22 protein-coding genes are annotated in these 23579 nt (G+C 35.5%); 8 read left to right on the forward strand and 14 right to left on the reverse strand.

Features of this window, described 5'->3' with window-relative positions:
- The first annotated feature begins 175 nt into the window (after nt 1–175).
- Both BM183_RS06605 and BM183_RS06610 read left to right on the forward strand, forming a co-directional pair.
- Complete coding sequence (locus BM183_RS06605; protein ID WP_091685467.1) at nt 176–1591, forward strand: DUF512 domain-containing protein; 1416 nt, start codon at nt 176–178, stop codon at nt 1589–1591.
- A 48-nt stretch (nt 1592–1639) separates the two neighbouring features.
- Nucleotides 1640–1873, forward strand: coding sequence for a hypothetical protein (locus BM183_RS06610; RefSeq protein ID WP_091685469.1), 234 nt, complete (start codon nt 1640–1642; stop codon nt 1871–1873).
- A gap of 253 nt (nt 1874–2126) precedes the next feature.
- Here BM183_RS06610 and BM183_RS06615 read toward each other — a convergent pair whose 3' ends face one another.
- The 5 genes from BM183_RS06615 to BM183_RS06635 form a co-directional block, all read right to left on the reverse strand.
- Nucleotides 2127–4070, reverse strand: coding sequence for a vWA domain-containing protein (locus tag BM183_RS06615; protein WP_091685471.1), 1944 nt, complete (start codon nt 4068–4070; stop codon nt 2127–2129).
- 13 nt (nt 4071–4083) lie between these two features.
- The gene (locus tag BM183_RS06620; RefSeq protein WP_242960891.1) at nt 4084–5334 is read right to left on the reverse strand and encodes a hypothetical protein; all 1251 of its coding nucleotides are present in this window, start codon (nt 5332–5334) and stop codon (nt 4084–4086) included.
- Nucleotides 5331–7445, reverse strand: coding sequence for a hypothetical protein (locus BM183_RS06625; protein WP_091685472.1), 2115 nt, complete (start codon nt 7443–7445; stop codon nt 5331–5333). The genes BM183_RS06620 and BM183_RS06625 overlap by 4 nt, the downstream gene beginning before the upstream one ends.
- 112 nt (nt 7446–7557) lie before the next feature.
- The gene (locus tag BM183_RS06630) at nt 7558–9351 is read right to left on the reverse strand and encodes an oleate hydratase (protein WP_091685474.1); all 1794 of its coding nucleotides are present in this window, start codon (nt 9349–9351) and stop codon (nt 7558–7560) included.
- A gap of 208 nt (nt 9352–9559) precedes the next feature.
- Entirely contained in the window at nt 9560–10441 is an 882-nt protein-coding gene (locus tag BM183_RS06635) for a LysR substrate-binding domain-containing protein (RefSeq protein WP_091685476.1), read from the reverse strand.
- A gap of 121 nt (nt 10442–10562) precedes the next feature.
- On the opposite strand from BM183_RS06635, the gene BM183_RS06640 reads away from it, so the two are divergent.
- From BM183_RS06640 to BM183_RS06660, 5 genes are all read left to right on the forward strand, one after another.
- Nucleotides 10563–11129, forward strand: a complete 567-nt coding sequence (locus BM183_RS06640; protein ID WP_091685478.1) for a chromate transporter — start codon at nt 10563–10565, stop codon at nt 11127–11129.
- A 1-nt stretch (nt 11130) separates the two neighbouring features.
- Nucleotides 11131–11691, forward strand: a complete 561-nt coding sequence (locus BM183_RS06645; RefSeq protein ID WP_091685479.1) for a chromate transporter — start codon at nt 11131–11133, stop codon at nt 11689–11691.
- Nucleotides 11692–12169: 478 nt separating this feature from the next.
- Nucleotides 12170–13837, forward strand: a complete 1668-nt coding sequence (locus BM183_RS06650) for an ABC transporter ATP-binding protein (protein WP_330392350.1) — start codon at nt 12170–12172, stop codon at nt 13835–13837.
- Nucleotides 13837–15627: an ABC transporter ATP-binding protein gene (locus BM183_RS06655; RefSeq protein WP_091685481.1), complete on the forward strand. Its 1791-nt coding sequence runs from the start codon at nt 13837–13839 to the stop codon at nt 15625–15627. The genes BM183_RS06650 and BM183_RS06655 overlap by 1 nt, the downstream gene beginning before the upstream one ends.
- Before the next feature lie 26 nt (nt 15628–15653).
- Nucleotides 15654–15959 carry a DUF6506 family protein gene (locus BM183_RS06660; protein ID WP_091685483.1) on the forward strand — a complete coding sequence of 102 codons (306 nt, stop codon included), beginning with the start codon at nt 15654–15656 and terminating at the stop codon, nt 15957–15959.
- Between the two features lie 118 nt (nt 15960–16077).
- Here the strand turns inward: BM183_RS06660 and BM183_RS06665 are convergent, their stop codons facing one another.
- From BM183_RS06665 to BM183_RS06685, 5 genes are all read right to left on the reverse strand, one after another.
- Complete coding sequence (locus tag BM183_RS06665) at nt 16078–16851, reverse strand: SDR family NAD(P)-dependent oxidoreductase (RefSeq protein ID WP_091685484.1); 774 nt, start codon at nt 16849–16851, stop codon at nt 16078–16080.
- 221 nt (nt 16852–17072) lie between these two features.
- Nucleotides 17073–17951, reverse strand: coding sequence for an AraC family transcriptional regulator (locus tag BM183_RS06670; protein ID WP_091685486.1), 879 nt, complete (start codon nt 17949–17951; stop codon nt 17073–17075).
- Between the two features lie 183 nt (nt 17952–18134).
- Entirely contained in the window at nt 18135–18746 is a 612-nt protein-coding gene (locus BM183_RS06675) for a sugar O-acetyltransferase (protein ID WP_091685488.1), read from the reverse strand.
- A 27-nt stretch (nt 18747–18773) separates the two neighbouring features.
- Nucleotides 18774–19103, reverse strand: a complete 330-nt coding sequence (locus tag BM183_RS06680; protein WP_091685490.1) for a helix-turn-helix domain-containing protein — start codon at nt 19101–19103, stop codon at nt 18774–18776.
- 185 nt (nt 19104–19288) lie between these two features.
- The gene (locus tag BM183_RS06685) at nt 19289–19597 is read right to left on the reverse strand and encodes a YxeA family protein (protein WP_091685491.1); all 309 of its coding nucleotides are present in this window, start codon (nt 19595–19597) and stop codon (nt 19289–19291) included.
- Between BM183_RS06685 and BM183_RS06690 the strand changes: the two genes are divergently transcribed.
- Nucleotides 19544–19720, forward strand: coding sequence for an ATP-binding protein (locus tag BM183_RS06690; RefSeq protein WP_207650134.1), 177 nt, complete (start codon nt 19544–19546; stop codon nt 19718–19720). The two genes, BM183_RS06685 and BM183_RS06690, sit on opposite strands and share 54 nt — an antisense overlap.
- A 157-nt stretch (nt 19721–19877) precedes the next feature.
- On the opposite strand, the gene BM183_RS06695 is transcribed toward BM183_RS06690, so the two are convergent.
- The 4 genes from BM183_RS06695 to BM183_RS06710 form a co-directional block, all read right to left on the reverse strand.
- Nucleotides 19878–20696, reverse strand: coding sequence for a MerR family transcriptional regulator (locus tag BM183_RS06695; RefSeq protein WP_091685493.1), 819 nt, complete (start codon nt 20694–20696; stop codon nt 19878–19880).
- A 112-nt stretch (nt 20697–20808) separates the two neighbouring features.
- Nucleotides 20809–21843: a helix-turn-helix domain-containing protein gene (locus BM183_RS06700; RefSeq protein WP_170847910.1), complete on the reverse strand. Its 1035-nt coding sequence runs from the start codon at nt 21841–21843 to the stop codon at nt 20809–20811.
- A gap of 147 nt (nt 21844–21990) precedes the next feature.
- Nucleotides 21991–22998: a C45 family autoproteolytic acyltransferase/hydrolase gene (locus BM183_RS06705; protein ID WP_091685496.1), complete on the reverse strand. Its 1008-nt coding sequence runs from the start codon at nt 22996–22998 to the stop codon at nt 21991–21993.
- Nucleotides 22999–23128: 130 nt separating this feature from the next.
- Nucleotides 23129–23416 (reverse strand): DUF2087 domain-containing protein, encoded by a 288-nt coding sequence (locus BM183_RS06710; protein WP_091685498.1) that lies wholly within the window; start codon nt 23414–23416, stop codon nt 23129–23131.
- Between the last annotated feature and the right edge of the window lie 163 nt (nt 23417–23579).

A 23579-nucleotide genomic window follows, 5' to 3' on the forward strand; every position in this document is an offset into this window, starting at 1 on the left:
CAGAATACAAAATTGGCGTATGTTGTCATTTACAATCGTATGGTGTATGTGTATAATAATCTGCAGTTAGAAGTAAATGCTCATTATAAATGATAATATGCCTATAAGCAGAAAATCACGTGCATAATTATTAATAAATTCAGCACTATTATAAATTATAGAAAGAGGTCACAAAATGAAAATGAAATCCAAAGGTCATCCAATAAAAACGGTGCTGCCTAATTCCATTGGTGAAGAAATGGGTATAGAACCCGGTGACTATCTTGTAGCTATCAATGAAGAAGAAATTGACGATGTATTTGATTATCAGTATCTTATTAAGGATGATTATATTGAAGTTCTTATCAGAAAAAGCTCTGGTGAAGAATGGATTCTTGAGATAGATAAGGAATACGACGAGGATCTGGGTATTGACTTTGAGAACAGCCTTATGAGTGATTACCGTTCCTGCCATAATAAGTGCATTTTCTGTTTTATTGACCAGATGCCAAAAGGCATGCGGGAAACTCTTTATTTCAAGGATGATGATTCAAGACTTTCTTTCCTCCAAGGCAACTATATCACATTGACTAATATGTCAGAAAAAGACATCAGCAGAATCATCCGTTTTAATCTGGCTCCAATTAATATATCCGTACAGACAACCAATCCTGAACTTCGCTGTAAGATGCTTAACAATCGTTTCGCCGGAAGTGCTCTTAAGAATCTTGATAAGCTATATGAAGGTTGTATAGAAATGAACGGTCAGATTGTCTTATGTAAAAATGTTAATGATGGCTCCGAACTTGAAAGATCCATAAAGGATCTGTCCAAATACCTTCCATTTATGAGGAGTGTATCCGTAGTACCTGCGGGGATAACCAAATACCGTAAGGGGCTGTATCCTCTCGAACTATTTACTAAGGAAGAAGCCGGTTCAGTAATCGATTTGATTGAAAGCTATCAACAGGGGCTTTATGACAAATATGGGCTTCATTTCATTCATGCCAGTGATGAGTTTTATATTATTGCTGAACGTGAATTCCCAGAGGAAGAATTTTATGACGGTTATATACAGTTAGAAAACGGTGTAGGTATGATGAGACTGTTTATAAATGAATTTCATGAGGCATTGAATAAAGTTATTGCAGCTGAAGAATACAACAGTTTAAAGCTGTCCCTGCACAGAAACATTACAATAGCTACCGGAAAGCTGGCTTATAAGACTATACAGTCCTTTTCAGAAGAAATAATGCAGGCTTTCCCAAATGTAAAGATCAATGTATTTTGCATAAAAAACCATTTCTTCGGGGAGACAATTACCGTAGCAGGACTAATTACTGGACAAGACCTTATTAAGCAGCTAAAAGAGCAGAAAGATAAGGGAATAGATTTGGGTACCAGCCTTCTGATTCCATCAAACATGCTAAGAACCGGCGAGAAGGTCTTCCTTGATGATATCACCGCCGATGAAGTGGAAAGTGAACTTAAAATAAAGCTTGTGCCCATAGAATCTGACGGACATGGATTTATTAATTCCATATTAAATAAAGATTATCAAATGAAAAGAAATAATGAAAATTTTGTATATGTGAAGGCATATGAGGAATAATACTCTCAAAATGGTGCCTAAGCACCGGAATGGAGGATATTAGATATTATGAATCAAGGTCAGGAACAATTTTACAACTTTATTTTAGAAAGAGTACAAGAAGGCAAACAGGATGATGCCAAAGCACTTCTATCAGAGAGTTTCGCAAAACAAGCGGACGGCTCATTCAATACTGAGTATATGGAAAATTTCATTCCCAGAATGATGGCTATTTTAAAGCCGGAATGTATAGAAGAAGTACAGAACATTATGCGGGAGTTTTCGCAAAATATGAAACATTAACTTACTCCTGATAAATGAAAAATTGAACTTTTATCTTTAGTAGAAATAATCACTTACTATATATGGGGCTGTGGCACAATAGAACAGGGATACCAGAACAGGATCAACTGTTTACAATCCATGTCCGGTATGGAATATATTGCAACAACCCCTGATAGAAGTAAATAAGGTAATGATTATAGAAAATAACAGTCACCGCTTCTGCTTAACATTACCAATACTACGGGCTAAATGACTTAGATCAGCTTTCCAACTAGTTTTTAAAAATAGACTGCATATTTTTTCTTACTGCCTTTAACAATTCTTTAGGCAGTTTCTCTACTTGTTCTCCAATTATTACTCCATGTGGTTGTTTATATCCTTCATTCCATACAAAGTTAAAGATTTTTTCGTTTGTTTCACTATTTTTCCCTATTTGAAATGCATAAACTTCCACATGTTTATATAATAATTCTTGAACTGCTTCTTTTGCTGTTCCTGGGAAACTTGATGCGCCGTCCGTAATTTCAAAAACAATCTTTATTTGTTTTCCTTTTTTCAGTTCTCTTTCCTGCAGTGAGGTAATGTTATTGGATATTTCTCTAAGGCAGCTTGCATCATCTGTTGCTCCCCCTGTTGCATCCAACTTTACTATTGAGCGGATGATATCGCTTTTTTCTTTTTCTTTCAGATTTTTATGGTTAAAATCTTTTACATTATAATACTTACTGCCAAAAAACCAGGTCTCACTTAAAACTTCTACTTTTTGATTTAGCAGTTCTGCATTGCCTTTTAAATATCCGTTAAAATCATCTATAGACAACAAAGTCACTGCCAAAGCTTTTCTGGCTGCTTCAATTTTTGACGCATCCATTGATCCGGAATTATCTATTACAAATGAGATTTCTATTCTTTCAGGCAATACATCTGCCTGAGTCTCCAATAGATATTTATTAAAAATAGGCAGATTTTTGTAATTTCCCTTTTTTTCAGCTTCTACAAAATCCGGATAAGTATTAATAAAGCTGTCTATATCTAATTTCCCATTTACCTGATCTTCTTTTTTTACACTAATTTCTTTTTTTGCGTCCCCTATTAACTTTTTCCAAAATTGACGCATTTGTTCTCTTTCTGGTTTCATTTTATTAGAATAAAATTGAAACAATTGTTGATCTGATTGGCTTATACCATAAACCTCTAAATCTACCTTTCCTTGTAGCGTGTTTTGTATGCTTTCACTTGATTGGTCTTGTTGATTCTGCATCTCTTCTAAAATTTTTTCTACTTCCTCTTGTGTAGATTCCAGTGAATCCGGTATTTCATCTGATTTTGATGGTTCAAAAGAATTCTTACTACCTTTAATCAGTTCTTCTTCCTGTCCTTTTGATTTATAAAATATCATTTCATCAATTTCCTGTTTCCATAATTGTTCAAAAGTTGGAAAGATGAAAGAGCGAATGAATGGATCTCTATCTATAATTCCCCGATTATTATTAATTTGTCTTACTAATTGAGTATGAATATAATCAATTAAAGGCTGACTAAAGATTTTTTTGTCAAAAGGATTTTCAATACATTCTTCAATTTTAGGCTCTGCTTTATATAATTCAATCATTAAGAAACTGTTTGCAAAAGCTCTGTGCCTGGGCATCTGAGAAATTGACTCCATAGTCCTGCCTGTTTGTTTCATATAATAAACAATCTTCTCAAAATTTTCTTCATCCCTGTATATAGGACACATTTGTAAAACTCTTAAAAACGCTGTCAGTTTATCCAAAAGATACAAGAAATCAAGAATTTCTTTTCTTACATAATTAGAAATAACTTTTGATTGGTATGCAGGATCATTAACCAGCCCTTCTTTTTTTATCCTGGCTAAAACATAGTTTGTCATGTGATCAATTTCTTTCTGCCAATCGTTTTTTCTGTTCCGATATTTTTTAGCTTGTTTTTTCCAATCCGCATATAATGCTAATTCATAGTAGATATGCCACATGATTTGATTTTCATCTAATTCTCTATCTAAAAAACTTTCCAATGGCAAATACAAGACTCCTTTAGACGGATCCAACAGAAATCTTTGTAGTTTCGGATCCGGAATATACATCAAACCAGAATCTCCTGTAAATGTGGCTAATGAGCGTTGTTCTTTCTGTAAAAATTCTTCGCAATGCCTTTTAGATTCCTCTATTAGTGCTTGTTCATCAAGTTCAAACATACTCATCTCCCTCCTACCTATAAAGTGGCATATTCCACAAATCTTTTGGTGTATTGATCCGATCAATGTATAACAAATTCAATTTACCTTCTATATCCATGACTAAATATTTTGAAATACCCAATTTAAAAACATCTGTAAAAAAGATATCTTTCATAGTTGCCTCTTCATTTAATTTCCAATCTCCAAAATTCTCTTCCAGTAAGTATAAGATTCCATCTTCACTTACAATTACAGCTGTACCTTTTATTGATTGAACATCAAATAAATTACCTTTCAAATTATCCAATTCCATTTTTATATCTTTTGAATCTTCATAGAAAGAAAGAACTTTAAGCTGTCCTTTATTACCTGTTACTATAAGGGAATTCCTGCTGCCATCTTCATCTTCCAAACATTTGATTTGCCTTATCTCATCATCCAGCAAATCAACTTCTTCAGTAATAGTAAGTTGTTTGTTCTTATATTTAAGAAAGTTCAATTTTCCCGTCTTTGTTCCGACTGCAAAATAATCATCTTTTATTTTTCCTAATGTAGTCCAATTTGAAATCATGCAGTCCATATCTTTGTGAGATATTAAACGATACTCCTCATTAACTTTTATTATTTCGAATAAACGTAATGCTTCATCTCCATTTTCCACTAAAAACAAACCATCTCCAATTGGGAAACATCTTCCAAATCCATTCAAATCAGAATCTGCCTGAATCCTTTTCACTTCAATCTGTCCATCCACATTAGGCAGTTTATCAAAGTTATCACTTGAAAGCAGATAACATCCCCCTCTGACTCCCAAAAGCAAAATTTCTTTGTCATTTAATTTATATATAAATGAAATTGTCTCTTTTATTTCCTTGATAGGTGGGCTCCATTCTCCCTCCATTTGTTTATGGTTCGAAGAATCAACTTCTGTATCTATATAAAAAAACTGAACTTTTCTATCTACACTGCTTGTAATAAAAAGATTTTCATTCACCTGTAACGAAGTTTGTAAAAAGCTATCAAAGCTGAAAGCCCCCAATTGTTTTATTGGACTTATCTTCATTGAAATCTTCCTGAAATTATTTGCGTAAACTCGGTAATAAGGAATTAAGCCAGTTAATAATGTTTCTTCTGTTTGTAAAAGTTTTTCCAGCTCTTCTTCGAAGCCTTCCTCTAAATACCCATTTCCTTGGCATTCATCCAGCTTTTTTCTCAGCTTTTCAACTTCTTCCTTAAACTTCTTTCCATCTGCTAATAAACCTTTTTTCATTTTTATACTCATTGCACATCTTCTCCATTACCTTCCATATATTCAAGCAGGTCTTTTGAATGCTCTAAATGAGATAATTGTTGGTCCAGTTCCTGGTATTTCTTCCCATCAATCTGAGGTAAATCATCATTATCAATTTCAAGAGCTTCTTTTAATTCTTTTGAAAAAGCTTTCCTTGGTGTTCCTTTTCCAAATACCAGGTGAACTACATCTAAATAACTTAAGCTTTCTGTTAATGGACGAACATAGTGATATGGACAGGTACGAATTTCGTCATATGTTGTGGTTGCTTCTCCTGTGGCTTTTGTCTCTACGTTCCATCCTTCCCCTTTAGGAAAAAATCCAAACCGCACCCCTTGTGATAGAATATAGTTTTGGTCATCAGGATAAGTGATTGAACTAATAAAGCCATCCCACAAGGCTTTGCTTAAGTCTTTTTCTTCCCCCACATTCCAATTATCTAGAACGTGCAAGATATTTCGTATTGACAATACAGATTCCCTAAGCTCCGGTTCATCCCCTCCAAAGTCTTTTTGAGCTTCGTCATCTTTCCATTTTCCCATAAAAACATTCTGAGTAACCTTACATAATTGAGAAAACCGAAATAATTCTTCTAATGTCCTTTTTGAGTCAGGAACATGAAGATTTCCATTTTTATCAGCCAACCGGGCTATTATGACCCTAAAAAGTTCGTTTTTCTCCGGAAACTCTTGATCTTCTAAGGAACCGGTTGTTTTTTGTGATACATAATTGTATTCAATGGTTACAAAACGTGATTTAAATGCTGGATTTAACTCATTGGTCCCTTCATAATTAACCATTTGGCTTGACAGGTTTCCTGTGCCAATAAATCCGAATCCTGGTTTAATCAAAACAGGGCCAACTCCAGTAATATAAGCTGTATTGCCTGCATGACGCTGTAAAATATCATTTAAAGCGATTAAGTTTTGCATGGCAATTGTATTTAATTCGTCTACAATGACTGGACGTCCTTCTTTTACTGCAATCAAAATTTCTCTTTCTATTTTTTTGATTTCAGTACCGAAAGCACTATTACTTGCTACTAATAAATCAGAAAAACTTTTCCATATCTGAATCTTAAGCTGTAGCTGTTCTTCATCTGTCATCTGCTCCAGCCTGGTTTTATGCTCATCCATCCACGCATAAAAATCTCCTATAATCATGTTCAGATAGTCGGAATAAGATCCTTTGGAGAAACTGCTTTTTAAAGACAAGGTTTTCTCTACAAACATATCTTCATAAGTTAAATTATGAGAACCGGATATAAACAGTGGCTGTAAAGATTCTATTTCCTCCTCACTTCCATTAGTAAATATGTTCTTATAATAAAGTTTTCTTTCATTAAGAAATTCTCCAAACTTTCCAATCCCGTCTTTTTCTGTGGCATTTGGATTTACAGAAAACCACTCTTCCATTTTGTATTCCAATTCACTTTGTATTCTGTTTTGAACAGTAAAATCCACCGCTGCTTCCGTGGCTAATTGCGTTTTTCCACTTCCTAAATGTCCTACAATATATACCGGGACACCTAAATTCAAGGAATCTATTACTTTTTGTTTTGCATTAGCTACATAAGGGACAGTTACCAACCGCTGTTGATGTACCGTTTCTATATCACTTAACAATTGACGTCTATAATAAAACTCCCAAGCTTCCGGGGAATTTTTCAGAATCATTTCTAATTCTTTTTCCAATTCTTTTATACGGTCAACCCGGTATCTTGTAGCTGAACTACTGCCGTAATGACTGTAATTATTACTTTCGCTATTGACTCTTCTTTCCCAGCGAAGAAAAAACTTTTCATATTCTATTAAGTTCTCAATTTCTTGTATTTCTTTTCCCTTGTTTGCTGTTTCTTCTTCTACATATGCTTTGTATTTTTTGTAATACACATTACCTTCTTTAGTATCAGAAGGAATTTTGTCAGCCCTTTTTTCAAATCTTCGGAAGGCTTTAAAAAATGCCCCTTGCTCTTCTACTTTCTTATGATTCTCATATTCCGATGATTTTAAGGCTTCCTCCCGCAAATCATCTTCATACCGGCTTTGCATTTCTCCTATAGTAGGAATATAAACTTGCTTGAGATTTGTTTGCTCAATCACAGAAGCTTCCTCCCTTGCATGATGTTCTAAGCTACCATATAAATTAAAATCCCGATTTAAAAAAATTCGGGATTTTAATTATATTATCAAATTTTAGTATTAATAAATGTTGTTAAATAACTCCATATTCTTTCAATAAATCTTCAATTTCTGTTCCTGCTAATTGTTTTAATATCTTACGTTTAGCCAATGGTGGTATATCAAGTTTTGGTTTTTCTCCATCTAATAGGCATGTACCTGCATTTAATAAATAGCGGATATCGTATTTGGAAGAGAACACCTCAGGAACTCCCTTTTCAACCCCGGTTAGAACATATACTGCTTCCATGGCTGTACGTCCTGAATATTCGATAGTAAATACCGTATCACGTCCCGGATCATCCAATGTTTCAGCAAATTGTCCAAGAAAAGCAAAGTTTACTCCATTCTTAGGTACAACATAAGGACGGTCACCAAGTTCACGAGGCATAAATTGAGATGTAATAAATGGCATCATAACAGGAATTGCAGTACATGATCCTGCTAATTCTTCGATTTCATCTGCTGGCACACCTATGTGATATAACCATTCTTTTGTGATTTCCTTACCAGTACAATCTCTCATTGGTTTTTTAATATAGTCTCCGGGAACATCAGAGAACAATCCATATACCCAAACAACAACATCTTTTTCAGGTTGTCCATAATATTGTTCCTGACGGTTTATAGTCCAGCTCATCAGCCATGAGGAATCAAGTGCTGTAACAATACCACCGGTTACAGTACGTCCGCCGTATGGGGAACGTTTTGTAATCTTTTCAATATACTTAGGAACACGTTCATCATGACAAGTTACAGTACAAGACTCCCAGTTGGATTTCTCCGGATCTGTACAGAATTTATCCGGACGTCCAAATTCATCGGATTGAGCCGCTATATTTCTCCATAATGTCCAGCAGCCTTTCGCTTCCTTATTAAATGGTGCAGGGGTGTTGTCATCACCGTATCCGGAACCTTCTGTCATAGAACCATTGGTGATAAATACTAAGTCATTTTCTGTTAAGTCAATAGAAATATCCTTACCAGTCTTATCTTTTGCAACTATTCTCTTTGCAACCTTTTTATCATCTGAAATTGAGAACTCAACGTTATCAACAGTAACTCCATATTCAAATTTAGCACCATGATCCACTAAATATTTAACCATTGGTTTAACAAATGAAGTGTATTGATCGTGGCGTGAAAATTGTAATGCAGAAAGATTTGGTAATCCTCCAACATGGTGGATGAACCGTGTCATATATAGTTTCATCTCTAAAGCACTATGCCAGTTCTCAAATGCGAACATTGTTCTCCAATATGTCCAGAAGTCAGTATTTAAAAGTTCCTCTGAAAATATATCTTCAATAGTTTTATTTTCAAGATCTTCATCTTTCATAGTAGTAAAAGCAGCTAATTCTTTTGCCAGATCCTGACCTAAATTAAATTTACCATTGTCATAACGCTCACCTTGGTTTTTCGTAATACGGCAATTGCTAAAGTTTGGATCATCATAGTTTGTGTAATAGAAATGATCCAGCACACTCATATTAGGATCTTCTGTAGATGGTAATGAACTAAACAAGCCCCATAAAACCTCAAAATGATGACCCATTTCACGTCCGCCACGTGCTACATAGCCCAAGTTCTGACGAACTTCGCCGTCTAAAGATCCGCCTGGAATATCAAGTTGCTCCAAGAAAGTAATCTTGCTGCCATCCATGTGGGCATCACGAATTAGAAAGCAGCCTGCTGCCAAAGCACCAATTCCGGTACCAATTAAATATGCCTTTTTGTCTTCAATTCCTTTCGGCTTTCTTGCATTTACCAAAGCATGATATGTTCCATTTGTAAGAGTAAGCCTATCATCATGTGTTTTTAATTTCATTATAACTTCCTCCCTTTCTTTTCCGCTAAACATTAATAATAATAAAAGTGTCTAGCATGTTTTTTTGTTATGCACTTATAATATAGTCTTTTTTATTCTTTTTCATTAGATAAAATAGCTGCGGTGTTGGATTTTTGAACACCGCAGCTATTTTGCCTAATTTTTAGGCATTGTATTTGAATTGTCTGATTAGTAAATCTTTTGTACCTTAATCCCTTACACTATTCTTGATTATCTCAATAAGTGCTTTAAAACTATTTGTTTGAAATTTATCTTTATGGAATACTATATGATTTATATTAACTAACTCAAAATCATTAACCTTTATTTCAAAGAGTTCTCCACTATTAATTTCTTCTTCTACTAGTATTTTAGGCAGCACACTTATTCCCAAATTGTGTTTTACTCCATGAATAAGTGCCTGTGAATTTATACTTGTCCAATCCGGATTTGCTCTTAAATTATGAAGTAATAATGCGCTATCAAAAACATCACGTATTGCGCTTCCTTTTTCTCTAAGTAATAATCTTTCTTGTATTAAATTATTGATTTCTACAGGTTCTTCTATGGCTAATTTATGTTTAGGAGAACATATTACAGCTAATTTATAGGAGGAGAATGGAATTTTTATTAATTCTTCATTATAGATGACCCCTTCTATTAAGCCTATATCAATTTCGTTATTATATAACATCTCTTCAATTGTTCCTGCATTTCCAATGGTTACTTTTGTGGGCGTATTCTTGTAAATGGCTTCAAAATTTACTATAGCTTTAGGTAGTATAAAATTCGCTATAGTTATACTAGATCCGATTTTGATAGTGGCACTGTCTTCTAATTCTTTAACATTTTGCTCTAAATTATCATACAAATCTAACAGCTTTATTACCTTTCCCAAAAATAACTTACCAGTTTCATTTAAATAGATCTTTCTTGAAATTCTATCAAATAAACACACCCCTAAATCACTTTCTAATTCACTTATTGCGTTTGAAACTGCTGGCTGGGTTATAAATAATTTTTCTGCTGCCTTTGTAATGCTTTCTTCTTCGCATACCATTTTAAAAATACGCAGGTATCTTATATTCATATCTAACTCCTTATTCATTACTATTTAGTTATGTGTTTCATAAAATTATACTATTATACTTATGTCAAATCAAGGTGTATAATAAACAAAACTGATAATTGATCTCTTGGAGGTACTATTTATGATTAAAAATTTAAAGATATACTTCTCACTCTTTAAAATCACGTTTTATATCAGTGCTTTTACCTTTGGAGGAGGATATATAGTTATTCCTATGATGCGTAAATACTTCGTTAATGACCTGAAATTAATTAGTGAGCAGGAGCTATTGGACATGGCTGCAATAGCTCAATCAACTCCTGGTGCTATTGCAGTTAATATTGCAGTATTAGTGGGCTATCGTATTTCTGGAATTACAGGTTCAGTTATTACTTGTATTGGTACAGTCTTACCTCCCTTACTAATATTATCAATCATATCCTTTTTCTATAAAGCCTTTAGGGATAATAGAGTTATTTCTGCAATATTAAAAGGTATGGAAGCAGGGGTTGCTGCTACAATCGTAGATTTAATAATCGATATGGGACAGGGCCTTTTAAAAGAAAAAAATTGGCTATTGACTTTAATGGCCCCCATTGCATTTATAGCTAGTTTCATTTTTAACATTAATGTGTTGGTTATTATTATTTCCTGCTCTATTCTATGTTTTGCTCAAACATATATTAAAAGCAGACAAGGAGGAAGATAAGATGAGTAAAACCATTTATATATTATTTATTAGCTTTTTACAGATTGGTTTATTCAGTATTGGGGGTGGATATGCTATTATACCATTAATACAGGAACAAGTAGTAAACTCTTACAACTGGCTTACCCTCCAAGAATACACAGATATTATAACAATCTCCCAAATGACACCTGGTCCTTTGGTTGTTAATACTGCTTCTTTTGTAGGAATACGTCTAGCAGGTATACCTGGAGCTATAGCAGCTACTTTAGGGAGTATCCTATCTGGATTTATTATTTCTATTTTTTTATATAAATTTTTTATGAAACATAAGGATATAGATAGTATTTCAAATATATTAAAAGGACTGCGCTCTAGTTCTGTGGGCCTTATTGCATCTGCTGCATCCACTATTATTTTGATTGCTTTTTTCGGTACTGCATCAATTGGGGTTAAAGGTTTTAGCATAAACATTACCGCTATAATTCTATTTGTTATTTCTCTGTTTTTATTGAGAAAGTATAAATTAAACCCAATATTGATCATGATTTTTACAGGTGTTATAGGTTTGTTTTTTTATTAATAGTTTACAGAGCGGGAATAAGGCAGGTAGGGTAAAAACAAATACCTCTGGGAAAAAAATTAAAAACCATAAAATCAATAAATTAGTCTTTAACTATAATTTATAAGTAAAGGAATTTAAGTAAAAGAACGATATAAGAATCAGAAAATAATAGTTGACTTTTTACGTTATTGTGGATAAAATAATGTAAATAAAGGACGGGTTGATATACAGTTATCCTGTCGCACATACTAACACGAGTAGTACCGGTGCCAAGTGTCTGTGCTTTTGTACAGTGCTCAAGTATTTGGTGCTCTTTTTTTGTTCTTATGTATGTCATTACTTCTAACTGCGGGGGAAAGACGCCTCCAATTCCGTTCTCAGGAGGTATATCCCGTAATAAAGACTAAACAAAATACCAGAGGAAGGTGTAATAATGAAACTGATTTTAAACTATACTTGGCGCTATAAACACTATCTACTCCTCAGCCTTTTGGGGGTGGCCGGATTTGTAGCAATACAAATTGGAGTACCTACAATACTAAAAGATATAATAAATGATGCACTTCTACTTAATCAGCCAGTACTTCTTAATCGACTAGTACTACTTATGGTAGGAGTTATGGTAATTGGGCTGGGATGTGAAATCTGCATGTCTTATGCCAATAGCCGCATAGCCTCTAATGTTATAAGAGACATCCGAAATGACCAATTTATTAAAACCCAGGGATTTTCCCATAGTGAATATGACCAGTTCAGCGTCTCATCTTTAATTACCAGTACCACCAGCGATTCCTATCAAATTATGGTTTTTGTTCAAACTATGTTACGTAGTGCCTTGATCACCCCTGTTATGACTATTAGCGGATTTATTATGATTTTAAATAATAATCCTAACCTTTTTTGGGTAGTTACAGCAAGCGTACCAGTATTGCTTCTTGGTATGTTTACCATTAGCCGAAAAAGCCGCCCCTATTCCAAGCAGCAACAGACTACCTTAGATAAGATCAATCTTATTATGAGAGAAGGTCTAAGCGGACTCCGGGTCATTCGCGCCTTTGGTAATGAAGAATTACAAAATGAACGGTTTGAAGAGGTAAACGAAACATACTGCGGAGTTTCCAAGCGGATGTTCCGCATTGTTTCTGTCACTCAGCCTGGTTTCTTTCTGATTTTTAATACTATGATCGTAATTGTTTTATGGCTTGGTGCCAAGGAAATCAACCAGAGCACTATGGATGTAGGCACATTAAGTGCATCCATAGAATATATTTTCCATATTCTCTTCAGCTTTATGATGCTGGCGGTGCTCTTTGTTATGTATCCAAGAGCCTCTGTATCCGCACAACGTATCCAGCGAGTACTTGACAGCATCCCAAGCATAGGGGAAAATTTAGAGACCGGTATTACTAAGACAGATAAAAAGGGATATATTACTTTTGAGAACGTGACTTTTTCTTACCCTGGTTCTCCGGAAGAACCTGTTCTAAAAAACATTAGCTTTACAGCAGAACCAGGTCAGACTATTGCGTTTATTGGGAGTACCGGCTGTGGAAAGACTACATTAGTGCAGCTTATTCCCCGCATGTATGATGTGACCAGCGGCCGGGTATTAGTGAATGGAGTGGATGTTCGGGAATATAATATCCACGCTCTACGAGATAAGCTTAGCTTTATTCCACAAAAAGCCCAGCTCTTTACGGGTACCATTGGGGAAAATCTTCGCTTTGGCAAACCCGATGCATCTATAGAAGAACTAAAGAGAGCCGCAGAAATCGCCCAAGCAGCAGATTTTATTTCAAAGAAAAAAGATGGATTTAATGAAATGATCACCGAAGGAGGTTCCAACCTCTCCGGAGGTCAAAAACAACGTCTTGCCATTGCACGGGGCATAGTGAAAAAACCTGAAATTTATATTTTCGACGATAGCTTCTCTGCTCTTGATTATGCAACTGATCTCAAGCTGCGTACCCGCCTCCGCCAGGAAATAAAGAATGCTACTATGCTTATAGTGGCCCAGCGTATCGGTACTATTCGCCATGCTGATAAGATTATTGTTCTTAATGAAGGACGTATCGTAGGTCAGGGCACCCATGAAGAACTCATGAAGAACTGCGATGTTTACTATGATATAGCAGCAAGTCAGCTTTCAAAGGAGGAACTATAATGAAGAACCAAACATTACGTAAAGCTGGGCAGCTTATACAGATATGTATGAAACCTTATAAATGGAAATTTATAATTGCCTTGTTTCTACAGTTTTTCGGTGCTGTTTTAGGTACCCTCAGTCCTTTTATCAATGGATTTGCTATTACGGAGCTAGGGAAAAATGTAATGGAAATAGCCTCAGGCAAGCCTGGTGCCTCAGTCAATTTTCAATACATTTCAAAGATTGTAATAATCTTAGGCGTTTCAGCAGTAATTCGTCAAATAGGTACCTATTCTGCCAGCTTTTTAATGGCAGGATGCGTTCAGGATAGCTTTAAGGATCTGCGAAGCAAAATCAGCCTCAAAATGAACAGGATTCCTGTAAGTTATTATGACCGTAATCAGCTTGGGGTAACACTTAACTGTATTACAAATGACGTTGATGCGGTATCGAATGCCATGCAACAGAGCCTTATGCCACTGGTCTACGCAGTTACCAACCTTTCAATGACTTTTATCATGATGCTTGTAATTTCATTACCATTAGGGCTTATCTGCCTGTTACTCTTACCCCTAACTTTCCTTCTTTCTCGATTTCTAATGAAAAGGAGCCAGGGGCAGTTCCGTAACATGCAAAATACTCTGGCTGAGTTAAACGGTTACATCCAAGAACGGTACACAGGTTTTACAGTAATTAAACTTTATAATAACGAAGTAAATACCACCCAGAGATTCCAAGACATAAACGGTCGGCTCAATAAGGCAGGTTTTAAGGCTGGGTTCATATCCAGTCTAATTTCCCCTTTTATTGAATTTCTTCTTGGTATTGTTTATGCGGCAATGGTGCTTTTCACAGGATATTCCGTTCTATCTTCCAGTATGACCCTAGGAAATATGCAGGCTTTTGTGTTGTATATCTGGCTTATCTATGAACCTATGAACCAAATTACTCAACTTGCCACTCCAGTACAGAGTGCAGCTGCCTCTATGGAACGTATTGTAAACTTTTTGGAAGAAGAGGAAGAAGAAAACGAAGCAGAAAAACCTGAGACTTTGGACTTAAGCCATTTTGAAGGGAATGTACGTTTTAAAAATGTGAATTTTTCTTATGCAGAGGACAGACCTCTTATCACTGACCTATCCTTTGAAGCAAAATCCGGTCAGAAAATAGCCATCGTAGGTGCAACGGGAGCTGGAAAAACAACCATTATAAATCTTTTGATGCGTTTTTATGACATCAAAGAAGGAGATATCACTATTGATGGCACATCCATCTATGCCATGAGGCGGAATAATGAAAGGGCTCTTTTTGGTATGGTCTTGCAGGATGCATGGTTATACCACAATACTATTGCAGAAAATATCCGATTTGGCCGTCTGGATGCTACTGACGACGAAGTAATAGCAGCCGCTAAAACTGCTAATGTGCATCATTTTATCCAGTCCATGCCTGGAGGGTATCAAATGATGATCAACGAAGAGGGCAGCAATGTGTCATTGGGACAAAAGCAGTTACTTACCATTGCCCGTGCCATCTTAGCAGACCCCCACATCCTGATTCTTGATGAGGCAACCAGCAGCGTAGATACCAGATTGGAGATGTTGATCCAAACAGCCATGAAGCGGGCCATGAAAGGGCGTACTAGCTTTGTAATTGCACACCGGTTATCCACCGTTCGTGATGCAGATCTGATACTTGTGCTTGATTCCGGTGATATCGTTGAACAAGGAACGCATGAAGAACTTTTAAAGAAAAATAGTGTCTATGCCAACCTCTATAACAGCCAGTTTGCTACTCAAGAGGAATAGGCCATTAATTATAGGAGGGAATTCATATGAAGAAAAAATTCGCCTTTTTACTTATGGGAGAACATTATAATCCTCAGGAACATACCGCTTGCTTTGAAACCCAAAATCAAATAAGTTATATTTTCACAGTCAGAAATTTTGAAGAAGCATGTGAAAGACTTTCTTTCTTAGAGGAGGAAGGTGTTGGTGCAATTGAATTATGCGGAGCATTTGGTGAAAAAAATGCTCAAAAGATGATTGAATTAACAAACAATAAAATAGCTATTGGTTATGTCACTCACAAACCGGAACAGGACAGTTTATTTGCAAGTTTCTTTTCTAATTTTGGTTGAGTTTTTAACTTTTAATCTTTTACTCTATTAGCCCAGAGGCATTTATATGAAAATACAGGTATCTTGATTTTTCATATAAATGGCCTTTGGGCTTTTTATTCTTCCATAAACCAACTGTCTAAACTGCAGTTAATCCGCCATCAACCACAATAAACTGTGCTGTCGTATAACTAGATGCATCAGAGGATAGGAACAAAATCGGCCCGTTAAGCTCTCCTTTTCTTCCCGGCCTGGAAGCTGGACAAAGTGCGTTGTACATCTGCAGGAAGCTTTCTTCTTTAAATAAGGTATCTGCAGTCATCTCTGATTCAAAAAGACCAGGACCTACGGCGTTAACAGTAATCCCGTACTGTGCCAAAGAAACCGCCATACCAGTAGTCAATCCAAGAACTGCACTCTTTGATGTATTATAAGCATGACGCACAAGTGGTTCTGGCTTATCTGCTATAACCGCATTGACAGATGAAACGTTGATAATCTTTCCATACTTTTGCTTCTTCATATGGGGAACCACATATTTACATGTCAAAAAGATACCTTTTACATTAATATCCATTGCGGTATCCCACTGCTCAACTGTCATATTTTCTACGGAGCCTGCAAAAGCGATTCCGGCATTGTTTAGTAAAATATCAATTTTACCGTAATGTGCCAAAACCTCTTTAATTGCTTTCTCAACTTCTTCCTCATTCGAAACATCACACTGTACGGCAATGGCTTTTTTACCGGTAGCTTCAATCTCTTTCACAACTTTATCAAGCTTTTCTTTTCTTCTGGCTAAAAGTGCAACATCCGCACCTTGTTCCGCATATGCTCTTGCAGCATCAGCTCCTAAACCACTGGATGCTCCTGTAACAACAGCAACTTTACCTGTCAGATCAAACAAATTCATCTTATTATTCTCCTTTATCTTTTATACTTCGTTTTTTAATCAATAGTGAGTTCGTTAATATATTAACATTCTTTTGGCTGTTTGTCAAACTTTTAACAATGTAGTATCTGTTTTATTTCTCAGTTTATTGCAAGCCTTCTTATTGGCGGTCATTATGCAATGTCTCCACGCGCCTTGAAAGGTCACTCTTGGAGTGACCTTTAGCATGATTATTGATTTATTTAACATTTCTTCTTCTTTACTGGAATCCATATTTCACTTCTATACTTCGGATTCATTGTATCCTTACTCTCATTCCATAAAATTTCTGGACCTTCAACTGCCTCATATCCTGAAGATGGGAACCACTCTGAGTATATCCTTCCCCAAATATCTTGAAGTGTTTCAGGGAATGGTCCAATCGATTGGAATACAGCCCAGGTACTAGCATTAATTTTTAACACATCAAAATCTGCTGTTTCATCATCTGAGGTTGCAACCCCGATGTAATGATCTAATTCTCCTTTTTCCTCCATTCTTCCCTCAGAAAAATTAGTGGAAGCACTAATAATGCCTGTTGGTTCTACATTTGAAAGTGCTTTTAATTGCTTAATAACCTCTGGGGTTAAATGTTCATACATTAAAGCAATCTCAGGATTTACACCTTTAAAGGTAATTGGAACTCTCTTCTTAAACCCCACTAACTTAAATGACTCTTTCTCAACAATACGATAATTCATTTCACGTCCTCCTTTAATTGATAGTTGAAAGGTCATTCTAGGATAAGCTTTTAATTGTGTATTCTCACTTCTTGCCTCAGAAGGGAGAATGCCATGCATAGAATGAAAAGCACGGGAGAATGAATCAGCTGAACTATAACCGTATTTGACGGCAACATCGATAATTCTCAAATTGCTATCTTTCATATCAAGCGCAGCCAGCGTTAGTCTTCTTCTTCGAATATATTCTGATAAACTTATGCCTGACAAAAAAGAAAACATCCGCTTAAAATGATACTCCGAACAGTAAGCAATTTTTGATACTTCACGATAATCAATATCCTCTGTTAAGTTCTCTTCAATATATGCCAATGCATTATTCATACAACTTAAAGAATCCATCAAACAACCTCCTTTCACCAACAATATTATCAAAGGATACATTTATTCACCCGACAATCTATGCACAGTTTAGTCGACTAGCCCTAAGAATATTACATCCGCTTAAGGGTTATGTATTGGGGGCATTCCGGCTCATATAGTATGAAAACCCATAAGGTCATTAGGCCTTATGGGTTTTCACTATTATAGGTAATCCTGTACATCAAATTCTTTGTCTTTAAAGTAATATTTTCGATCATCTTCCGTAATTTCTCTGATGACCTTGCATGGGCTTCCTACGGCAATCACATTATCCGGTATATTTTTGGTCACAATGCTGCCTGAACCTATAACCACATTGTTCCCTATGGTAACACCGGGATTGATTACAACGTTGCCGCCTATCCATACATTATCTCCTATGGTTATTGGTATTCCATATTCATACCCTGAATTTCTGGAATCGGGATGAATAGGATGACCAGCCGTATAAATGGATACATTGGGGGCAAACATAACATTATTTCCAATAATGACCTTACCTACATCAAGAATTACACAGTTGTAATTGGCATAAAAATTATTTCCAACCTCTATATTCTTACCGTAATCACAGTGGAAGGGTTGTTCAACATGTATACTTTCTCCCGTTTTACCAAGAATTCCACGAATTAATTGGTCCATCTTTTCCTCTTCATCGGGACGCAACAAATTAAACTCATGAATTTTTAGCTTATTCTCCATTCTCGCTTCACTTAATCCATCCAGCCAGGCTTTATAAGGCAATCCGGCAAGCATTCTGTCTTTATGATTCATAATAAATTTCTCCTTTCATCCTGTAATTTATAACGTTTCATCAATTACCCATGATATGAAATGATCAATTAATTTAAGCTTTCGATCATCACATAACTTAATCCTCTCAGTAATTTGATCCTTTAAGTTATCATCCACATATTTAGCAGTACCTAAAAGTAAATAGTCAGGTGTTGTGTTAAGAGCTTCACATAATCTCATCAACGTCTCAATACTGGGAATTGAATGATTGTTTTCTATATTCGAAATATAATTGTTACTAAGTCCGGTACTTTCTGCAACTTCATCCTGAGTCAAATTTAATACTCTTCTTCTTTTTGCTATTCTTTCACCTAAAGCTTTATAATCCATTTCCATTTTTATCACCCTACATAAATGTACCAATTAAAAATTAAATGTGTAATATCCTATGAGTGTACTTATACACTTACAATTATAGTTTATTAGGTTTATTATAAGATAAATACATTTTTAATGCTAATAAAAATCTAAGAAGAGGTGATATTATTGATAACTATTACTATATTTTATGATAGTTTCTACTATTTTAAATAGACACTCTTAACCTGGTCAGGCAATTCATCTGGCTGCACCTCCTGCCAGTAGGTAACTCCCCGAAACGGCGCAACATACAATTCTAGATACGAACCTTCTCGCAGTTGCTTGCTGCTGGTAAAGGTAAGAGATTTTTTTTCACCCTTCTCATTATAAGCATCTAATGTATATTCATATCTTTTCCAGTGGTTCAACTTCGTATCACCATTAACTATCATAGTGTAATAACTGGTTTTCCTGATTTGCTTGAGTTTCCTTATTCCTCTAAAAGAAAACATCCCCGCCAGAATGGTCATGGGTTAGGGCTGCCAATGGTTGCAAGAATTGCAAAGGCACATCAAGGACATTTGATTTTATCAAGCGATATTGGAAAAGGATTGAGAGCAGAAATTGTATTGCCTTCCATAGAGTCTGATTAAAAACATTTTTGATTGTTTCGCCCCACCAACCATACCCTTGTCCTTGGTTACATCTTTCCACTACTAAGGCATACTGATTTTCACAGATTAGATTGCGCTCATGCTGGATTCAGGCAAAAACCGTCTGCAATTTTGCAGACGGTTGCCTGAATCATAACTATTTCTTTTTAACCGGATAGCAAACCTCAGTGACATACTCATCAGGGTTTTGTGTTTCATGAGGGCTGACGTGATAGATATTGAAAGACAGGCCATTAAAGTCATAACCGTTATCATTTACCCAATTTGCCACTGCCTCATTGACAGCATCAACCTTTTCGTAACTGCCCTTGTAGGTGGCAGACGCAATCAGAACGGGAGGTTCTGTTTTAAAAACCACATTTTCGGTATTCTTATAACTGCCCCGAACTGATTTCTGTACCTCCACATCTACGTTAGATTCCTTAAACTCACCGTCATGGAAGATGGCCAGTGTATAACATGGATCCCCATCCTGCATCTCAAGGGGAGCAGTTTCCTGCATCAGAATTCCCCATAGCATTCCTTCCTGCTGGTAACTGGGGATGACCTTTCGTACGCTTGCAACATATCTTTCTGGCAATTCCTTTAAAGTAACATTATAACTCATAACTGTTCCATCCTTTCTCAACCGCTTTATGGCTGTGTCAAGGAGCAGTAGACGGCGCTCCGCTTCTTTGGCCTCTGCCTGTACTTCAGACTGTTTCACAGCTAAAAACCCTGCCAGTGCCTGAGGGTCATCATAACTTTTTAGTATCTCCACAATAGTTGTAAGACTAAAACCCATATCCTTTAAGGCATTGATCCGCCCCACAACCGGAAGTTGGTCTTCACTGTAAAAGCGATAGCCTGTAAAGCTGTCTGTGCTCTTTGGCACTAACAGACCAATTTCATTATAATGCCGCAGCATCCGTATACTGATCCTTGATAGTTTTGAAAAATCACCTATTTTTAGCATTTTTATATCCTCACATATATGTGTTATTTGAGCTCATATTTATTCTAGAGTATACCATAATGTGAGAGTCAATAGATAATTAAAATTTGTTTTGATCCGTAATTGCAAAGATTTACTTTAATAATTCAATGATTGACTTAAAGCGTGGTTCCTCTCTTAAAAAATCCACTTCTTTATCACTTTCCAGCCCTCTTTTTATCATCTTTTTTACTGCATCCATGTTAGATGATTCTTTCATCTTCATATGCTTATACATATCTGACCTTGCTGCTGTTTCAACGGAATCTACTCCTTTCACCAACTTTTCCATTGCATCCAAACTACGCTCTTTATCTTGCATGGATATGCCAATAAACATATCAGGAATATTCTCCATATATGCCCCCAGATCAAATATTTTTGCTGATGTTTTTGCTATCGCTGCATATTTTTCTGCCTTATCATACTTTTCTTCTTTACATAATAAATTAATCAATATCTGTATTACATTGCAGATTTCATTTGCATCCATATAAATCATTCTCTCATAAATCTCATATGCTTCCTCATATTTATCCTGTTTTTCAAAAAGCATTGCCTGCATTAACTTTTTATCATAACCTAACGGAGGTATCCTATCTAACAATTGCTGGGCCTTATCAAATTCCTCTTTTTCCGTATACTTTGAAACCAAAGCAGCTATTGCTATAGAAGCTATTTCCTGTTTCTCACTGGCAGCTATTATTTCATACCACTGAATTACCTTTGTTTCATATGCTTCTGAATTTTCAACTCCATTTATCTTTAAGAAAGCATTTAAAATCTGGGCAATGTAAAGAATCAATCTTTCGCAATTAGAGTATTCTTTAATTAATTCTTCCCCCCTCTTATATGCTTTCTCAAAACCTTCTTTTTGGGCTAATTCTGAAACCTCTTCCACTAACTTATTAATTTCAATATCCGTTAATTCTTCATTGAAGGATAATAAAGTATCCACATTCGTTTTAAGAACACGTGCTAAAGGTGCTAATAAGGTTATGTCCGGATATGATATGCCATTCTCCCACTTATTTACCGCAGGTGCTGTTACTCCAAGATAATTAGCCACTTGTTCCTGAGTAAGATTTGCTGCTTTTCTGTATTCACGGATTACCTCGTTTATTCTCATGTTATACATCTCCAATCTTCTTAAATAGCTAAGGTCCTTGCTAAATATAGAATAGCAAAGACCTTCCTTTCCAACAAGTGAACTATTATCATGTTTTATTCATAATAATTAACCAATGGTAATATTTTGTTTAGAAATCCACCGGGTTTATAAGAATTTCCATCTAACATCTTCCTTAAACTGTTTTCTGGAGGGATTACCTTCCACTCTCCATACTTGTTTACGTTTTAAATCATAAACAACAGACCATACGGTATCTGCATTCTTCTTACGGTTATACTGACACATAAACCCATATTTTCCTGACAATATTGCTTTTGCATATTCAACGGAATATAATTCTTGCTTACCTTTTAATGCATTGTAAACTGTTTTATATCGGTCATGAGAGCGCCAATCATCAATTGTGGTATTTCTATATTGCTGCATCAGCTCTGAGTTGAAATTATTAGCCGTTGCCACAAACCTTTCACCTTCCTCTGGCCTAATGACCACTATATCTTTTGGGTTATTTTCTACAACAGCTATTTCTCCATATTTATCTGCAATAGTTATGGTTTGAGCTGAAGCAATAGGTAATCTGTGAAGCTCAGCAATTGCTTCTTCCGTTGTCCTGCACTTTTCCAAAAGATATCTAACTAACATACCTGAATTAAATCCCGGTTTTTTTATTTTAGGGTATATGAAAGTAAGTCCTACTGCCAGTCCATGTTCATTGACACCATCTTCCATCTGCACAAAAGCAGTCGTATTTCCGTTAAAAGAATTACTGTTTTTCAGATTATAAATACAGTTCATATATAGTTTTTCTATATCAACTAAAAAATCACTGTTTCTGGCAAATAGTATTTCTTCATCCGTCTTAAACGCGAAGCATGTACATTTATTATCAAACTCAAAACAGTACATGCTGAATAGCAATGCTTGAAGCGTCTCCACAGGGATTTCATTTCCCTCCGCAATCCCTTGAATTTCTTCCAGCAGCTCAGGGAAATATCTTTTATATTCCTTTTCACATTCTTTTGCAAATATATACCTATCTTCTGTCAATTCAAAGGTAGGACAATTATCAAGTTTTTTTCCAAACTTTAATAGTGTTTTTCCCCATTTATATCCTACTTCATAATGTGTTCCTTTGAATCTTCTGTGATACATAAAATCACCCTCCTAAAATCATTATTAAGAGGTAGCGCTATCTCTATGAACTATGGTAATTGAATAAAAATTTTAAGTCAAGAACTATATTATTCTTACCAAAGTTTTTAATTAGAAGGTGAAAAATATACTAGGTATTGTCCTTTTGATCAATTTGTGATCTCCAATAACGGGAACCATCTGCCTCCCGGCACAGCAAACCGTTATCAATTAGTTCTCGCCGTAAAACAAAGTAATCCCCAAAGGTATGCCATTCATCGCAGATGTTATTAACCTCTTTTTCCGTATAAGTGCAGTTTGCCTCAAATTTCTCTGACAAATATTCCAGTAAAGCAAAACGTGTCTTTTTATTTCGTGGTAATTGTATTATCTTGCCTGAATCATCAAGAAATCTCTTAATATTAATTCTTTGTTCCATTATAGTCTCCTCATTTTATATCTTACTGTTTAATAGTACTGTAATCCTAAGCCTCGTTTAGATTATGAAATTGCTTTATCACCTATATTCATCCTATCTGCAATCTGCTTTACTTCATTTGCTTTTCTTTACCAGATAGAACAACAATGTCCTAACCTTTTTA

This window comes from Anaerocolumna aminovalerica, assembly GCF_900115365.1.
In the GTDB taxonomy this organism is placed as follows: Bacteria; Bacillota; Clostridia; order Lachnospirales; family Lachnospiraceae; genus Anaerocolumna; species Anaerocolumna aminovalerica.

What these genes read in the sequence shown, in the direction of transcription:
- BM183_RS06605 (WP_091685467.1), top strand. Translation starts at nt 176, where the DNA reads ATGAAAATGAAATCCAAAGGTCATCCAATAAAAACGGTGCTGCCTAAT.
- BM183_RS06610 (WP_091685469.1), top strand. Translation starts at nt 1,640, where the DNA reads ATGAATCAAGGTCAGGAACAATTTTACAACTTTATTTTAGAAAGAGTA.
- BM183_RS06615 (WP_091685471.1), bottom strand. Translation starts at nt 4,070, where the DNA reads ATGTTTGAACTTGATGAACAAGCACTAATAGAGGAATCTAAAAGGCAT.
- BM183_RS06620 (WP_242960891.1), bottom strand. Translation starts at nt 5,334, where the DNA reads ATGAGTATAAAAATGAAAAAAGGTTTATTAGCAGATGGAAAGAAGTTT.
- BM183_RS06630 (WP_091685474.1), bottom strand. Translation starts at nt 9,351, where the DNA reads ATGAAATTAAAAACACATGATGATAGGCTTACTCTTACAAATGGAACA.
- BM183_RS06635 (WP_091685476.1), bottom strand. Translation starts at nt 10,441, where the DNA reads ATGAATATAAGATACCTGCGTATTTTTAAAATGGTATGCGAAGAAGAA.
- BM183_RS06640 (WP_091685478.1), top strand. Translation starts at nt 10,563, where the DNA reads ATGATTAAAAATTTAAAGATATACTTCTCACTCTTTAAAATCACGTTT.
- BM183_RS06645 (WP_091685479.1), top strand. Translation starts at nt 11,131, where the DNA reads ATGAGTAAAACCATTTATATATTATTTATTAGCTTTTTACAGATTGGT.
- BM183_RS06655 (WP_091685481.1), top strand. Translation starts at nt 13,837, where the DNA reads ATGAAGAACCAAACATTACGTAAAGCTGGGCAGCTTATACAGATATGT.
- BM183_RS06660 (WP_091685483.1), top strand. Translation starts at nt 15,654, where the DNA reads ATGAAGAAAAAATTCGCCTTTTTACTTATGGGAGAACATTATAATCCT.
- BM183_RS06665 (WP_091685484.1), bottom strand. Translation starts at nt 16,851, where the DNA reads ATGAATTTGTTTGATCTGACAGGTAAAGTTGCTGTTGTTACAGGAGCA.
- BM183_RS06670 (WP_091685486.1), bottom strand. Translation starts at nt 17,951, where the DNA reads ATGGATTCTTTAAGTTGTATGAATAATGCATTGGCATATATTGAAGAG.
- BM183_RS06675 (WP_091685488.1), bottom strand. Translation starts at nt 18,746, where the DNA reads ATGAATCATAAAGACAGAATGCTTGCCGGATTGCCTTATAAAGCCTGG.
- BM183_RS06680 (WP_091685490.1), bottom strand. Translation starts at nt 19,103, where the DNA reads ATGGAAATGGATTATAAAGCTTTAGGTGAAAGAATAGCAAAAAGAAGA.
- BM183_RS06685 (WP_091685491.1), bottom strand. Translation starts at nt 19,597, where the DNA reads ATGACCATTCTGGCGGGGATGTTTTCTTTTAGAGGAATAAGGAAACTC.
- BM183_RS06695 (WP_091685493.1), bottom strand. Translation starts at nt 20,696, where the DNA reads ATGCTAAAAATAGGTGATTTTTCAAAACTATCAAGGATCAGTATACGG.
- BM183_RS06700 (WP_170847910.1), bottom strand. Translation starts at nt 21,843, where the DNA reads ATGAGAATAAACGAGGTAATCCGTGAATACAGAAAAGCAGCAAATCTT.
- BM183_RS06705 (WP_091685496.1), bottom strand. Translation starts at nt 22,998, where the DNA reads ATGTATCACAGAAGATTCAAAGGAACACATTATGAAGTAGGATATAAA.
- BM183_RS06710 (WP_091685498.1), bottom strand. Translation starts at nt 23,416, where the DNA reads ATGGAACAAAGAATTAATATTAAGAGATTTCTTGATGATTCAGGCAAG.